The sequence below is a fragment of the Pseudoalteromonas nigrifaciens genome (assembly GCF_002221505.1).
Taxonomy (GTDB): Bacteria; Pseudomonadota; Gammaproteobacteria; order Enterobacterales; family Alteromonadaceae; genus Pseudoalteromonas; species Pseudoalteromonas nigrifaciens.
Map to the genome: position 1 here is coordinate 661,318 of NZ_CP011036.1, position 14,142 is coordinate 675,459.

Genomic DNA, 14,142 nt, shown 5'->3' on the forward strand with positions numbered 1-14,142 from the left:
TATACTCGTTAATGTTCTATAAATTACAAAGCATGTATAATGCTGACTGTTTAATTTATTAAAAGCTATTATCAAGGGTAATTTATGTCTAACTGTTTACATCTGGCTATTCCGGCTGGTGATTTAAATATAGCTAAAACTTTTTATTGCGATGTACTTGGCTGTAAAACCGGAAATAGCGAGCAAGGACGCTGGATAGATATTGATTTTTGGGGTAACGAGTTAACACTGCACCAAAGTGTTGAGCGCCTACCTACAGTTCGCCATGATGTTGATATGGGCGCAGTTGCCGTACCACATTTTGGCATTCATTTATCTGAAAACGAATTTAATGCGTTAAAACAACGTATTGAAAGCGCGGGCTTGGAGTATTTAGATAAGCCATATCGCCGTTTTATAGGAGATGAGTTTGAACAAGAAACATTTTTTATAGAAGATCCTAACGGTAACGTACTCGAAATGAAAACCATGGTTAACCCCGAGGTTTTATTTAAGAAAAGTTAGGGTCTGTTGACCTTTACAGTTAAATTTGTTCAAACTAGGGGCGATTTAATCACGGCGCGAGATTTGTAACCTAGTGGGCTAAGTAAAAACTGAGCAACAAAGAGTCAATCGCCCCTAGGCAGAACCCTTCGGGCAGCGCATGTTTGGCATTAATGCTACGTTATCGCCTATTTATGGGGAATAACCACACCACATAGGCTCTGCCTTGCCTAAATACCAAACATACTGCTGCAAATTCAACCTTGAAAGATCAACAGACCCTTATCCCGCTTGTTTACTTTATTTAATAAGGCAAACAAGCGGGGCAGTAATAATTTAGTTACCTTTATTGTGGGCTAGCGGGGCTTAATACAAGTTTACTAAAGCTCACTTGTGCATAGTCACCGTTTTGTTTATCTGTAGCCCAGTCGCCCGTACCTAAACAGCCCGGATACCAAATGCCTTTAGCATTTTTGGTACTACATTGGTTATACGCGCCTGCTTTAAAGTAGTGCCAATCAGCCGCATACCCATGCGGGTGATCTTTTTCGTCTACGTTGCCATACGCATCTACGTTATTACCTAAGTTAATAGAGTAGCTAACATCGTTTTTGCCTGCTGTGCTAAATGTTAGGTGCATCACATTTTTATACACATTTACTGTGTAACTAAACTCTTCACCTAACGCGATACCAGCATTGCCTGGCTTGTTAGGGTTTTCCCATGTGTTACCCCAAACAGGATAAGCTATATCAGTACGGTTAGGATCTGTTTTTGGTAGGTTACGCTCGTAGTTCCAAAAAACCGATCCCGTTTTATGTCCAGGCCACTTTTTATAATATATTTTTAGTGGCTCGTTACCCCAGCCATAGCCAAGCTTAGTGTCAATAAGCGCCTGATCTTTACCTGCGTGAATTTGCCCCACAACAACAGAGTAGGCCGCATTTTTACTTGGATCAGTAGCACGTAATGCAACATGATCTACTTTTAGCGTTGCTTCCATTTTGCCACCAATAGAGCCAAATCGATCCGATAGTGGGTGTACAGCAAGAGCAAAATTGTTTTTAGGACTTTTGGTTTTTATTTTTGTATTTGCTCCGCGGAGCATTTGCCTAAATTCACTGCGTGTATTGGTAGAATTGGCACTGGTGAGTGCTTTGTTTGGCGAGGTGAATACCATGTAACCTTTATCATCCAGATAGAAAAAATCAGGATGTGAGTAAGTCTGAATTTCTTTAACATCTATTTCATCAATTTTACCGTCGTTATCTAAATCAACCGGTACATTAATTTTCCACTGAGATAAATCAAATTTAGAGGCGGGTACTAATGGGTTAGCTTGTTGCTCAGTGCTTTTTGGTTGTTGGCTAACACAACCAATAACCAAAGAGGTAGTGAGGGCAATTAAAGCGCCGGGCTTAATAAGATGTGTAATGTTATTTTTATTCATTAGTACCTCAGTATAAAGTTAAATATTTACATTGTTGCACATGACTGTAACGTATTTAAAACCAACTTAACATACCAAAGTGCAATTATTATATTACCAATTACTGCAACCTTTGTTTTTTAGCTGCTTAATTGTAATGCCAATTCATTCTCAATTGAGTAAATAATTTTAAGTTATTAAAAAGTAGCTATAAATTAGTCATAAAAAGATAAATACGCCTGATGAGATGATTTAAATTCAACTCAATATTGATTGACTGTATTAACTAAGTAAGTAGAATTTGCGCCATTACTCATCTTTTATTATTAGTCATGTTAGTTAAATTAATGGTTGCCCCGCTATTACTGCTCTTTATTTCTTACGCGCAAAAAAAGTTTGGTAGTTTTATAAGCGGTATTATTCCTGGCCTGCCAATCACCTCTGGGCCTATTTCATATTTTATTGCTATAGAGCAAGGAAAACTGTTTGCAGCTAACTCAGCGGTGGGCGCTTTATATGGCATGAGTGGTATTGGTTTATTTTGCTTTGTGTATATGGCGGTTTCGTATAAGTGTGGCTTAGCAAAGTCGTTGTTAATAGCGCTGAGTGTGTGGTGTTTATTTAGCATACTGACATTATTTTTACCGGTTAATATTTTTGTAGCGTGCTTGTTCTCTATTAGTACTTTATTGGCTTTAACTTTTGCTACTACAAAATTAAAAGTAGCGATAGATGCAAAGCCTTTAAATTCAAAATGGGAGCTGCCAATAAAAATAGTGTTAGTAACTAGTTTTATTATGTTGGTTACCTTTATTTCTGAGCATATTGGCTCGGCATGGAGTGGGTTGCTTTCTACTTTTCCGGTTATTTTAGCGGTAATGGGCAGCATAGCGTATATCAGTGATAAAAAAGACTCAGCGTTTAAAATACTAAACGGCGGTATTATTGGCTCATTAGGTGGGTGTATATTTTTTGCCGCCATTGCATTGCTATTAAAATACGATATTTTAATTTGGCAAGTTTATACAGTGGCAACTATTAGCTCGGTGTTGTTTACGCTTATTTTTAGCCATTTTATAAACCGTAAATACGTTAATCCGGTTGCTTTTAATACCGCTAAAACGCAGCTTTAGCGGTTTGCTTAGAGTAACATTTCTTTTGGTGTTTTATTAAAGTGGCGTTTAAATTCTCGGCTAAATTGCGATGGGCTGGTATAGCCTACTTTTAATGCGGCTTCGTTGGCTTTGCTGCCACTGGCGGTTATAAGTGCTTTTGCTTTGGCTAAACGCAGCTTTTTTAAATATTGTAACGGCGACTCAAAAGTCACTTGTTTAAAGGCGCGATGAAACGACGAAATGCTCATATTTACGTCCTCTGCTAACCCTTCTACTGTGATGGGGTTGGCATAATTACTATGCATAATAGACAGTGTGCGCGCTATACGTGCATAGTGGCCGTCGTGCATAGCAAGGCCAAACAAGGTATGTCCTTGGGGGCCGCAAAGTACACGGTATACTAATTCTTTTACTATATCTTCGCCAAATACTTGTGCTTCAAGTGGGTTATTTAACACGGTTAATAAACGCTTAGTTACCAGCTCCATCGCGTTATCGAGTTTAGCCGATTGCACGCCACTCATTTGCCCGCATGTTGGTGGCAGAGCAAATTGTTTATGCTCAGTCATTTGGTTAACGAGTTTGTGCAATAACGCAGGGTTAATATCAACAGCAATCCCAAGCACTGGTAAGTCGCCATCAGTAAAGGCTTCGCACTCTAGCGGTACAGGAACGCCCAATACTAAATAATCCCCCGCACCATATTGTATTTTATGATCTGTAAAATGAATTACTTTATGCCCTTGCCCGACCACAATAATCCCAGAGTTATAAATAAGCGGCTGTCGCGGCGAGCTTTTACTGGCGCGATGAAAATAAACCCCAGTAATAATGGTTTCCATCGTGCCTTCAAAACTGAGTAACTGATTTTGTTCTGCGTACTGCTGCAACATATTGGCAATGGTGGACATAAAAGCATCTTTACATGGCTGACTTTTACGTAAAATAACAATGTTGATAGTTTTAGGCAAGCTTTTGCGCGTTATTGGGCTTTTTTTATGTTTGTTTTGCCAGTAATATGCACTCATTGAAAATTTACTTAGTTAGTAACTAAGTAAGTTGAACCATATTTAATCGTCACCCTAGGATAAAATAATGAAATTTAGCTACGTAAATCCAACACTAATTCAATTTGGCCAACAACAAATAGCCTCACTAACTGATTTGATCGCAAAAGATCAAAAAGTACTAGTTGTGTACGGCGGCGGATCAATTAAAAAGAACGGCGTATACGACCAAGTTGCAGCAGCACTTGAAGGTTTTGATTGGGTAGAGTTTTCGGGCGTTGGCGCTAACCCAACAATTGAAGTACTAGATCAAGCAGTAAAAATCTGTAAAGAACAAGACATCGACTTTGTACTAGGTGTTGGCGGCGGCTCAGTAATTGACGGCGTTAAATACATTGCAGCTTCAGCAGTATACGATGGCGAAGGCTGGGATATTCCTACTGGTAAGCATAAAGTAACTAGCGCATTACCAATTGGTGCAGTACTTACATTACCAGCTACTGGCTCAGAGTCTAACCAAGGCTCAGTAGTAAGCAAAGCTGCTACAAAACAAAAACTTCCGTTTATGTCACCAGCAGTACAACCTAAATTTGCGATTATGGACCCTGATGTAATGAAAACATTACCACAGCGTCAACTTGTAAATGGTTTAGTAGACGCATGGGTGCATACCTGTGAGCAGTACTTAACGTTCCCTGAAGGTGCATTAGTACAAGATGGTTACGCTGAAGCATTGCTTAAAGCACTTAAAGTACTTGGCGATAACTTTGAAAACCAAGATGACGCATGGCGTGCAAATCTTATGTGGTCAGCGAATCAAGCATTAAACGGTTTGATTGGTTCTGGCGTATCGCAAGATTGGGCAACCCACATGATTGGTCACGAACTTACAGCTGCATACGGTGTTGACCATGCACGTTCGCTTGCAATAGTTCAGCCTTCTTTACTACGCAATCAATTTGCAGTTAAAAAAGCAAAACTTGAGCAAATGGGTAAAAACGTATTTGGCCTTGCACAATCAGACGATTTAGCAGAGCTAACAATTCAAGCAATTGAAGCGTTTTACCATAGCCTTGATGTAGCTACGCAGCTTACTGAACATGGTGAAGATAAAGCAGCAGCGATTGACAATATTATTGGCAAACTTGAAGCGCATGGCATGCTTGCCCTTGGTGAAAACCAAGCAATCACGCTAAAAGAAAGTCGTGAAATTTTAGAACAAGCAGTCGCTTAATTTAAAGTGTTATTAATAAAAACCGCTAGCCTTACAGGTTAGCGGTTTTTTTGTTTGCCCAGCGAAGCTGGCAAACCCGATAGGCTGAAAGATGCCTTATTACCCTGACTAAGGGGAAGATAATCTGAATGGCAAGGGCGTCACTGGCCAACGGTGGGGTCTGAAGGAAGCCATAAGAAGTTAGAGGTACACAACTAACCGTAACCTGTTTCGGCAGTATTGGTGGGTCAGCGTGCAAAATAGCGCAACGCCCTATACTTAGTCAGACCAATACTGTGCTTGAGGGTGGGATTTCTAACAGGGAGCCAGTGCAGTAACTGGGGAAGCCTGGCATCTAAACTTAGTGTAAATAAGTGGCCTAAACTCAAGGGGAAACCCAAGGTTTAACGTCGGTGTGAGGTGGCAGATGAACCCGTAGTAGTGAGTAAGGCTAGGCCGATGAAAGCCAGTAATGGTGTGGAGGACAAAACCAAGCCGACTATCAACAGAATGTTTGATAGGGTCAATTTTAATCAAAAGTTTTAATTGATTGCGAAGGGGGGAAGTATTCTTTAAGTGTATGAAAATCAGGAGTATCGACGTATAGGCTCACATGTATTTCGACGGAAATAGGCAAGAGATGACGGCTAAGCAGGAATGTGGACGCTGAGAACTGAAGGCCGAGCATGGGAGTAATGAGCGACCACTTAGGCAGATTGCCATTCGGCTAGCACACCTAATGTCCTCATGAAGAACACCACTATACATCAATGTGAAACGACAGACATACCGTAAGCAAAGGCAATTGATGACAGTTTACTACAGCTTGTATGGGCAATTATTAGATATTAATAACCTGTACAAGGGATTCAAAAAAGTGAAAGCAGCGAAAGGAGCGGCCGGAATAGATAGGCAGTCCATAGCCGCGTTCGCCTTGAATTTAGAAGAAAACTTGAAACAACTGCAAGGTGAACTGCAAAGCAAGCAGTATCGCGCACAGCCAGTCAAACGGATAGAAATACCGAAAGATGATGGTGGTGTGAGACTGCTGGGAATTCCAACAGTTCGCGACCGCATAGTACAACAAACACTATTGAACATTCTCCAACCGCTCTTCGACATCGACTTTCACCCATCAAGTTATGGGTACAGGCCGAAACGAAGTTGTCATGACGCCATCAGCAAAGCCACGGTATTTATTCGTAAATATCACCGTGAGTGGGTGGTTGATATGGATCTGTCGAAGTGTTTTGACCTACTCGATCACGACTTGATCATAAGCAGCGTCAAAAGCAAAGTGACAGACGGTAGCATCTTAAAACTGCTCAAACAGTTTTTAAAAAGCGGAGTAATGATAGGCAATAATTGGGAAGCGAGTGAGCTAGGAAGTCCACAAGGTGGTGTTATCAGTCCACTGTTGGCGAATATCTACCTAGATGCATTTGATCAAGAAATGAAAAAGCGAAATCACAGAATAGTGAGGTACGCCGACGACATATTGATCTTATGCTGCACAGAAAAAGCAGCCAAGAATGCACTCACAGTAGCGACTCAGATACTCGAAAAAGGCTTAAAGTTAACAGTCAACGAAAAGAAAACGCACATAGCGCATAGTAGTGAAGGCGTAAAATTTTTGGGAGGGGAGATAGGCAGTAATTGGACGCGTACCAAAGCCACAAAACTCAAAGGCTTTAAACAAAGAGTTAAACGATTAACAAAGCGAAATAGTGGCATGAACTTAATTGAAGTAATAAAAAGACTCAATCCAGTGGTGCGCGGCTTTGTAAATTATTTCAGTATAGCCAATTGTAAACGAGTGCTAAATTTGTTGGCAAGGTGGGTGAGACGACGATTAAGGGCAATTCAGTTAAGGTTGTGGAAAAACCCAGCGAGGTTGCATAAGCGACTAAAACAATTAGGGAAAAAGCCGCCATTTAAGTTCATCAAAATGAACTCATGGCGAAACTCTCTAAGTCCATTATCGAATGTAGCGATGCCAAACCAATGGTTTGAGGAGCAAGGTTTATATTCAATGGAAAAAGTAAGTACAGGATGGCTTGCTCAATCGGCGTTTAGAAAATAAGCCGAAGGGATAGAAGAATACAGGAGCCGTATACGAGGCCCGTACGTACGGTTCTGTGAGAGGGATGAGGCAAAAGCCTCACCCTACTCGATATATGTATTAACTATTTAATTCTTTTATTATTTGGCAGTCGTTTATAGTATTTGCGGTGCAGTTAGTTAATAAGCTGGCAAGCGATACCTCGAGCTTTTTAAGTTCTTTTTGTGCCGCTCGTACTTTAATTAATTGGTTTTCGATAATATCGTCAACCTCAACACACGATTTATCGCCGTATGATTGCGCAACAAGTAGAGTTTTAATATCGTCTATTGGAATTTGTAAATCGCGACAGCGTCGAATAAAAATAAGACGCTCTGTATCTGCTTGGGTGTAGGTTCTATAGCCGTTGCTCTCTCTTTTTGGAGCAGGAATAAGGTTTATTTGTTCGTAATAGCGAATTGTTTTTGCATTAATATTAACTAAGTGAGCAAGTTGCTTGATTTGCATATTGACCTTCCAGTAACTAGAAGGTTTATTATGCTGCTGACTCCTTTTATATTCAAGTATTTAGAAGGGACTTCTTTTTAGAGTTTGTAGGCAGACAATGCATTCAAAGCGTTTTTTAATAGTGATACTTTTAGTACTTGTACACAGCTTTATTAGCTGTGATGGTGCTGCGTATCATTTACAAGAAGACGTGGATCACATAACCAGCGCGCAGTTACAAAGTAATATAACTGCCGATGGTAGCCAAAATGAGGCTCAAGCCTCTGCCGAAATTCATGCCCACCAACATTGTCATAGTGGCTATTACAGTACAGTAAATCATTCAATCAGCCCTGAGCAGAGTAACCCCGCGTTACCTGTACGCTATTGTGGATTAATTTATCCACCTATGTCGCGCCCTCCTATTTCACTTAGCTAGTTTTAATTTACCTTAATAAAATATGGTGCATTTTACTGCCTGCGTTTAGACGCTATATAGGCTGTGTTATATGCATATTTAGGTTGCTTACAAATTTACATTGCGATTTTTAATTTTAAATTATTTTGTAAGTTAACCCTGTTTGTTAAAAAACGGACAAGCTATATGAATAAAAAACCAATTATGCTGGTGGCACTACTTTGCGTGCTGCCGGTATTTAATGCGCTGGCTAATGTTAGTGCCAGTGAAAATATACTCACGCTTAAGCAAGCACTGAGTAATACCGAGCAACAAAATCCGATATTAAAACGCTACCCCTATCATCAAAAAATATTGAGCGCGCTTAAATCACAAGCCACACTTTCGCCAAACCCTGTGCTTAGTGTTGCGGTTGAAAACGTGTTAGGCACCAATGATGCGCGTGGCGTAAAAGGCGCTGAAATAACGCTCGGGCTTAGCCAACTTATTGAGCTGGGCGATAAACGCCAAAGTAGAGTAGGTTTTGCTACTGCAAATATTAAAGCGCAGGCTATACAGTATCAAAATACTCGTTTAGCGTTATTAGCTACCACCGCAGAGCGTTACTATAGCGCACTTAAATTTCAAACCTTATTAGCATTAAATGTTGAGCGAAAAAGCGTTGTAACACAGGCGCTCAAAACAATTGAGCAAAGAGCAAATGCCGGGGCTGTATCGCAAGCCGATGTAAGTCGTATGCGTTATGCACTTAGCCAAGTAGAGCTTGAGCAAGTAAAGCTAACAAGTGAGTTTGAGCGCGCGCGTTTATTACTTAATGAGCTTTGGATTGATGAGCAAAGTAGTGCTTTTTTAGCGGGAAATATTAACGTCATCACGCCGCTTAAGTCACAGCAAGCGCTTTTAGATGCGGTAAATTTAGCACCTGAATTTGCCTTACTTCAGCAGCAATATATACAGCAAACGGCTAACTTAGCGCTGCAAAAAGCCAATGGGCAAAGCGATATTAATGTAGGTGGTGGTGTGCGTTACAACCAAAAAAATGACTCTAGCTCATTGTTGTTTTCGTTTTCTATGCCACTGCAAATCAGTAATGCTAATAGCGGTAATATTGCTGCAGCAGCAAGTGAACTTGCGCTTTTAAACCAGCAGCAAGGGCAGTTGCGAGTTCAGTTACGCCAGCAAGTACGTACTCTGTATGCTTATTATCAAGGGATAGCAAATCAAGCCACGTTATTAAATAAGCAAATAATTCCTCAGACACAAACATTGATTGAGCAAAGCTTAAACAGCTATCAACGCGGGCAAATTTCGGTGTTGCAGTTGCTCGATGCCCAGCAAGCACACTTTGACTCTAAACGCGCACTCATTGCAACCCACGCAGAGCTGTACCAAGTGCTACTTACTCTTGAGCGTTTAACTGGCCAATCTTTAATTGAGACTTACCAATCATGAATAAAAATATAATTGCATTATTAGTATCACTTTCACTTGCTGGCAGCGTGTTAAGCACAGATGTATTTGCCTCTGCTGAGCATGGCGAGTCAGGTCATAAAGAAACAGAACAACACGAGCAAAAGCAAGGTCCACACGGTGGTTTTTTATTAGTTGATCCTAAGTTAACTCTTGAACTTAAATTACAAGAATTTGCCGGTAATGTTGAGCTGCGTATATACGCTTACAAGCAAAGCAAGCCAATTAATATAAGTGATTTAAACATAACAATGAGTTTAAAACGATTAGTTGAAGCGCCGCAAAATATACAGTTTTCAGCTGAGGGCGACTACCTTGTAAGCACGCAATCAATTAACGAACCGCATTCATTTGTACTTGCCGTTACTGCTAATTATAACGGTGAGAGTATTAGCTATGAGTACGAGCAACACGAAGGCCGTACCACGTTAACAGAGCGAGCTATTGAGCGCGCAGGTATTAAAACTGAGATAGCGCAAAGTGGTGAGGTAGATATTACCGACACGCTTTTTGGTGTTATTGCGCCAACCCAGCACGGCACAGTAGAAGTAATGGCGCCGTATACAGGATTGATCAGCGATATTTTTGTAAGCATTGGCCAAAGCGTTAAAAAAGGCGAGGTGCTTGTAAGTATCACTAACCGCGAAACACTACAAAACTACACCATTAAAAGCCCTATTAGTGGCGTTGTAACTGAGCAATATTTAAAGCGTGGTGAGCTTGCAAGCACCAGCGCACTTATGCAAGTAGTTAACCTTGATAAAGTATGGGTTGAGCTGTCGGCTTTTCCCGAAAACATTGAAAAGCTAGCCATAGGGCAAAGCGCTAAAGTGTACGACTTACATCATCATTTAAATACGCAAGGCAAAGTGTTTTTTATAGCCCCAATGATGACTGGAGGGCACATAGCCCGTGCACGTATAGAGCTTAATAACCCAGACGGGCATTGGCGCCCAGGCATGCATATAAATAGCGATGTAAGTGTGGCTAAAATAAATGCCAGCGTGCGTGTAAAGCCACAAGCAATTCAAGAATTTAACGGTCAACCCAGTGTGTTTGTTCGTAAAAATAATGTATTTGAAGTGCGCCCCGTTACCTTAGGTGCAAAAAATAGCGAGTGGGTAGAAGTACTTACAGGCTTAAACGCAGGTAGCGAATACGTAACAGACAATAGTTATGTCATTAAAGCTGATATTTTAAAAAGCGGCGCAAGCCACGCTCACTAGGAGGCACCATGATTAATTGGATAGTTTCTTTTGCGGTTAAACGCCGCATGCTGGTGCTTGCGCTTACATTTTTATTTGCTGGATTTGGTGTATACAACATTCAAAATTTAGCAGTAGACGCAGTACCCGATATAACAAACGTACAAGTGCAAATTAATACCAAAGCGCAGGGGTTTACGCCATTAGAGGTAGAGCAACGCATTACTTATTTGGTAGAAACCGCCATGGCGGGCATACCTAAGCTTGATTATACCCGTTCGCTTTCGCGTTATGGGCTTTCGCAAGTAACGGTTATTTTTGATGAAGGCACCGATATTTATTGGGCGCGCCAGCAAATAGGTGAGCGTATTCAAAGTATTCGCTCAGACTTGCCAGCCAATATTGAGCCAAACTTAGGACCAATTGCTAGCGGCCTAGGGGAGATTTTTACTTACTCTGTGCATACAGAGCCTAATACGTTAAAAGACGATGGCACGCCATATAACGCAGAAGACTTACGTACTTTGCAAGATTGGGTTATTCGTCCGCAGCTTTTAAAAGTAAAAGGCGTAACCGAAATAAACAGCCAAGGTGGTTTTGAGCGTCAATACCAAGTAGCGCCAGTGCCCGAAAAACTCATTGCCTATAAGCTTACTATTAGCGATGTGATTAGTGCACTTGAGGTTAATAACAGTAACCGAGGCGCAGGCTATATTGAGCGCTTTGATGGGCAATATTTAGTACGCTCGCCAGGGCAGCTTAAAACGCTAGAAGACATAGCCAATACCGTTGTTGCTAAGCGCGACGACGCACCTGTACGCATTAAAGATGTGGCTAACGTGCTTTTAGGTAAAGAGCTTAGAACCGGTGCGGCGACTTATAACGGCGAAGAAACCGTGCTAGGCACCGCCATGATGCTCATTGGCGAAAACAGCCGCGTGGTGGCAAAAGCTATGGCTGATAAGTTAGTTGATGTGCAAAAAAGCTTACCCGCTGGCGTTATTGTTGAAGCGGTTTACGACCGTACTACGCTTGTTGATAAAACCATAGCAACTGTGCAAACCAACTTATTTGAAGGTGCCGTTTTAGTGATAGTAGTTTTGCTATTACTGCTGGGTAATGTAACGGGCGCGCTAATTACGGCAATGGTTATTCCGTTGAGTATGTTGTTTGCCGTTACAGGTATGGTGGGTAATCGCGTATCGGGTAACCTAATGAGCTTAGGTGCAATCGACTTTGGTTTAATTGTTGATGGCGCTGTAATTGTTGTTGAAAACTGCCTGCGCCAACTCGGTGTAGCTCAGCATAAACATGGCAGGCTACTTACCTTAAATGAGCGTCTAAATGTAGTGACCGCCGCCACCAAAGAAGTATTTACACCGGCTGTATTTGGTATTGTTATTATTATGCTGGTTTACTTACCTTTATTTGCACTAAGCGGCGTTGAAGGCAAAATGTTTCAGCCAATGGCGTTTACTGTAGTTGCTGCATTAATAGGCGCGCTTATATTTGGCGTTACCTTTGTACCTGCTGCTATTGCGGTATTTGTTCGCGGTAAGGTTAATGAAACCGAAAACGCAGTCATGCGCGGCGTTAAAAAAGTGTATAAGCCATTACTTGGTATATCGCTTAAATTACCGTGGCTTATGGTGGGTATTGCTACTGCATTAGTATTGGTACTTGGTTTTAAAGTTAAAAATATGGGGGCAGAATTTTTACCGCAGCTTGATGAGGGCGATATTGCTATGCATGCGCTGCGCATTACTGGCACCGGTATTGAGCAATCGGTACAAATGCAAAAAGAGCTTGAACAAGCCATTTTAAAGCAACCCGAAGTCGCTAACGTTTTTTCAAAAATTGGTACTGCTGACGTGGCAAGCGATCCTATGCCGCCAAACGTAGCCGATACTTTTTTAATGTTAAAACCTCAAAAACAATGGCCAAATCCAGCACTCAATAAAGAAGAGTTGGTTCAGCAAATTCGTACTCGTGTTAACGATGTGCCCGGTAATAATTACGAATTCACACAACCAATAGAAATGCGCTTTAACGAGTTAATTGCTGGTGTGCGCGCCGATGTAGCACTGCGTATTTACGGTGACGACTTAAGCGTACTTAAAGAGTTTGGCGAAAAAGCTACAGGGCTAATGCGTAATATTGCAGGCGCTACCGATGTACGTTTGGAGCAAATGGAAGGATTGCCAACACTTTCGGTAACACCAATGCGCGACCACATGGCGTTATTAGGCTTAAGTGTAAACGACATTCAACAAACACTTGCCGCCGCTGTTGGTGGTGTGCAAACCGGGCTAATTTTTGAGGGCGATAAACGCTTTTCGTTATTAGTGCGCCTTGATAAGCGTTGGTCGAGCGATGTATCAGCACTTGCCCGTTTGCCAGTTGCTTTACCTAAAGATAGCAACCCAGAACTTGCATTTGTACCGCTTGGCGAAGTAGCGACAATCAGCATTGAAAAAGGGCCTAATCAAATAAACCGCGAAAGTGGTAAGCGCAACGTAGTGGTAACTGCCAATGTAGAGGGGCGCGATTTAGCAAGCTTTGTAAGTGATGCGCAAGCGAGCATGAATGAATCACTTAACTTACCAAGTGGCTATTGGCTTGAATATGGCGGCACGTTTGAGCAGCTACAATCGGCAAGTAAGCGGTTATCATTAGTTGTGCCGGTCACTTTACTGCTTATATTTGGCTTACTTTATAGCGCCTTTGGATCGCTTCGAGATTCATTGATTATATTTAGTGGTGTGCCACTGGCATTAACGGGTGGTGTACTTGCGTTATTGCTGCGCGATATGCCGCTTTCAATTTCAGCAGGTGTCGGCTTTATTGCCCTAAGTGGTGTAGCGGTATTAAACGGCGTGGTTATGCTGTCGTTCATTAAGCAGTTACGAAGCGATGGTTTAAGTTTGTTTGATGCAATTCACAGCGGCGCATTACAGCGCCTGCGCCCAGTACTGATGACGGCGCTGGTGGCAAGTTTAGGCTTTATACCTATGGCGCTTAATTCGGGGACGGGTTCTGAAGTGCAAAAACCTTTAGCAACGGTAGTGGTTGGCGGAATTATTTCATCAACTCTACTAACACTATTAATATTGCCTGCGCTTTATAAGTTAGTGCATTCTAAATTTACTAAAAAAGCAAAAGCTGAGTTAGCTTAAGTACTCGCTATTTAAAGCTTGATCAAAAGAGCAGCTGTATTTACAGCTGCTCTTTTTGAGTATTATTTAGTAAAAATA

Annotated in this window: 11 protein-coding genes; 8 read left to right on the top strand and 3 right to left on the bottom strand. The window is 41.5% G+C overall.

The genetic code is table 11. From position 1 onward, the window contains the following. Nucleotides 1-84 precede the first annotated feature (84 nt). Complete coding sequence (locus PNIG_RS03130; protein WP_011327270.1) at nucleotides 85-504, top strand: VOC family protein; 420 nt, start codon at nucleotides 85-87, stop codon at nucleotides 502-504. Nucleotides 505-829: 325 nt separating this feature from the next. On the opposite strand, the gene PNIG_RS03135 is transcribed toward PNIG_RS03130, so the two are convergent. Continuing rightward, nucleotides 830-1,933 (bottom strand): polysaccharide lyase family 7 protein, encoded by a 1,104-nt coding sequence (locus PNIG_RS03135; protein WP_089367788.1) that lies wholly within the window; start codon nucleotides 1,931-1,933, stop codon nucleotides 830-832. A 311-nt stretch (nucleotides 1,934-2,244) separates the two neighbouring features. Here PNIG_RS03135 and PNIG_RS03140 point away from each other — a divergent pair, with 311 nt between their 5' ends. After that, the gene (locus tag PNIG_RS03140; RefSeq protein WP_050754469.1) at nucleotides 2,245-3,045 is read left to right on the top strand and encodes a hypothetical protein; all 801 of its coding nucleotides are present in this window, start codon (nucleotides 2,245-2,247) and stop codon (nucleotides 3,043-3,045) included. 8 nt (nucleotides 3,046-3,053) lie between these two features. Here the strand turns inward: PNIG_RS03140 and PNIG_RS03145 are convergent, their stop codons facing one another. Continuing rightward, a complete protein-coding gene (locus tag PNIG_RS03145; RefSeq protein WP_041454651.1) occupies nucleotides 3,054-3,938 on the bottom strand; it encodes an AraC family transcriptional regulator in 885 nt (294 codons plus the stop codon). Between the two features lie 184 nt (nucleotides 3,939-4,122). Here PNIG_RS03145 and PNIG_RS03150 point away from each other — a divergent pair, with 184 nt between their 5' ends. Further along, nucleotides 4,123-5,268: an iron-containing alcohol dehydrogenase gene (locus PNIG_RS03150; protein ID WP_011327274.1), complete on the top strand. Its 1,146-nt coding sequence runs from the start codon at nucleotides 4,123-4,125 to the stop codon at nucleotides 5,266-5,268. A gap of 787 nt (nucleotides 5,269-6,055) precedes the next feature. After that, nucleotides 6,056-7,330 carry a group II intron reverse transcriptase/maturase gene (gene ltrA, locus PNIG_RS03155; RefSeq protein ID WP_089367769.1) on the top strand — a complete coding sequence of 425 codons (1,275 nt, stop codon included), beginning with the start codon at nucleotides 6,056-6,058 and terminating at the stop codon, nucleotides 7,328-7,330. A 99-nt stretch (nucleotides 7,331-7,429) separates the two neighbouring features. Here the strand turns inward: ltrA and PNIG_RS03160 are convergent, their stop codons facing one another. Then, on the bottom strand, nucleotides 7,430-7,816 hold the full coding sequence (locus tag PNIG_RS03160; RefSeq protein ID WP_011327275.1) for a Cd(II)/Pb(II)-responsive transcriptional regulator: 387 nt from the start codon (nucleotides 7,814-7,816) through the stop codon (nucleotides 7,430-7,432). Nucleotides 7,817-7,913: 97 nt separating this feature from the next. Between PNIG_RS03160 and PNIG_RS03165 the strand changes: the two genes are divergently transcribed. The 4 genes from PNIG_RS03165 to PNIG_RS03180 all read left to right on the top strand — a co-directional run bounded on the left by PNIG_RS03165 (nucleotide 7,914) and on the right by PNIG_RS03180 (nucleotide 14,064). Further along, a complete protein-coding gene (locus PNIG_RS03165; RefSeq protein ID WP_011327276.1) occupies nucleotides 7,914-8,234 on the top strand; it encodes a hypothetical protein in 321 nt (106 codons plus the stop codon). 165 nt (nucleotides 8,235-8,399) lie between these two features. Next, nucleotides 8,400-9,665, top strand: a complete 1,266-nt coding sequence (locus PNIG_RS03170; protein WP_041454652.1) for a TolC family protein — start codon at nucleotides 8,400-8,402, stop codon at nucleotides 9,663-9,665. Beyond that, nucleotides 9,662-10,909, top strand: a complete 1,248-nt coding sequence (locus PNIG_RS03175; protein WP_089367789.1) for an efflux RND transporter periplasmic adaptor subunit — start codon at nucleotides 9,662-9,664, stop codon at nucleotides 10,907-10,909. The genes PNIG_RS03170 and PNIG_RS03175 overlap by 4 nt, the downstream gene beginning before the upstream one ends. A gap of 8 nt (nucleotides 10,910-10,917) precedes the next feature. After that, entirely contained in the window at nucleotides 10,918-14,064 is a 3,147-nt protein-coding gene (locus PNIG_RS03180) for an efflux RND transporter permease subunit (RefSeq protein WP_089367790.1), read from the top strand. The last annotated feature ends 78 nt before the right edge of the window (nucleotides 14,065-14,142 follow it).

What these genes read in the sequence shown, in the direction of transcription:
- PNIG_RS03130 (WP_011327270.1), top strand. Translation starts at nt 85, where the DNA reads ATGTCTAACTGTTTACATCTGGCTATTCCGGCTGGTGATTTAAATATA.
- PNIG_RS03135 (WP_089367788.1), bottom strand. Translation starts at nt 1,933, where the DNA reads ATGAATAAAAATAACATTACACATCTTATTAAGCCCGGCGCTTTAATT.
- PNIG_RS03140 (WP_050754469.1), top strand. Translation starts at nt 2,245, where the DNA reads ATGTTAGTTAAATTAATGGTTGCCCCGCTATTACTGCTCTTTATTTCT.
- PNIG_RS03145 (WP_041454651.1), bottom strand. Translation starts at nt 3,938, where the DNA reads ATGTCCACCATTGCCAATATGTTGCAGCAGTACGCAGAACAAAATCAG.
- PNIG_RS03150 (WP_011327274.1), top strand. Translation starts at nt 4,123, where the DNA reads ATGAAATTTAGCTACGTAAATCCAACACTAATTCAATTTGGCCAACAA.
- ltrA (WP_089367769.1), top strand. Translation starts at nt 6,056, where the DNA reads ATGACAGTTTACTACAGCTTGTATGGGCAATTATTAGATATTAATAAC.
- PNIG_RS03160 (WP_011327275.1), bottom strand. Translation starts at nt 7,816, where the DNA reads ATGCAAATCAAGCAACTTGCTCACTTAGTTAATATTAATGCAAAAACA.
- PNIG_RS03165 (WP_011327276.1), top strand. Translation starts at nt 7,914, where the DNA reads ATGCATTCAAAGCGTTTTTTAATAGTGATACTTTTAGTACTTGTACAC.
- PNIG_RS03170 (WP_041454652.1), top strand. Translation starts at nt 8,400, where the DNA reads ATGAATAAAAAACCAATTATGCTGGTGGCACTACTTTGCGTGCTGCCG.
- PNIG_RS03175 (WP_089367789.1), top strand. Translation starts at nt 9,662, where the DNA reads ATGAATAAAAATATAATTGCATTATTAGTATCACTTTCACTTGCTGGC.
- PNIG_RS03180 (WP_089367790.1), top strand. Translation starts at nt 10,918, where the DNA reads ATGATTAATTGGATAGTTTCTTTTGCGGTTAAACGCCGCATGCTGGTG.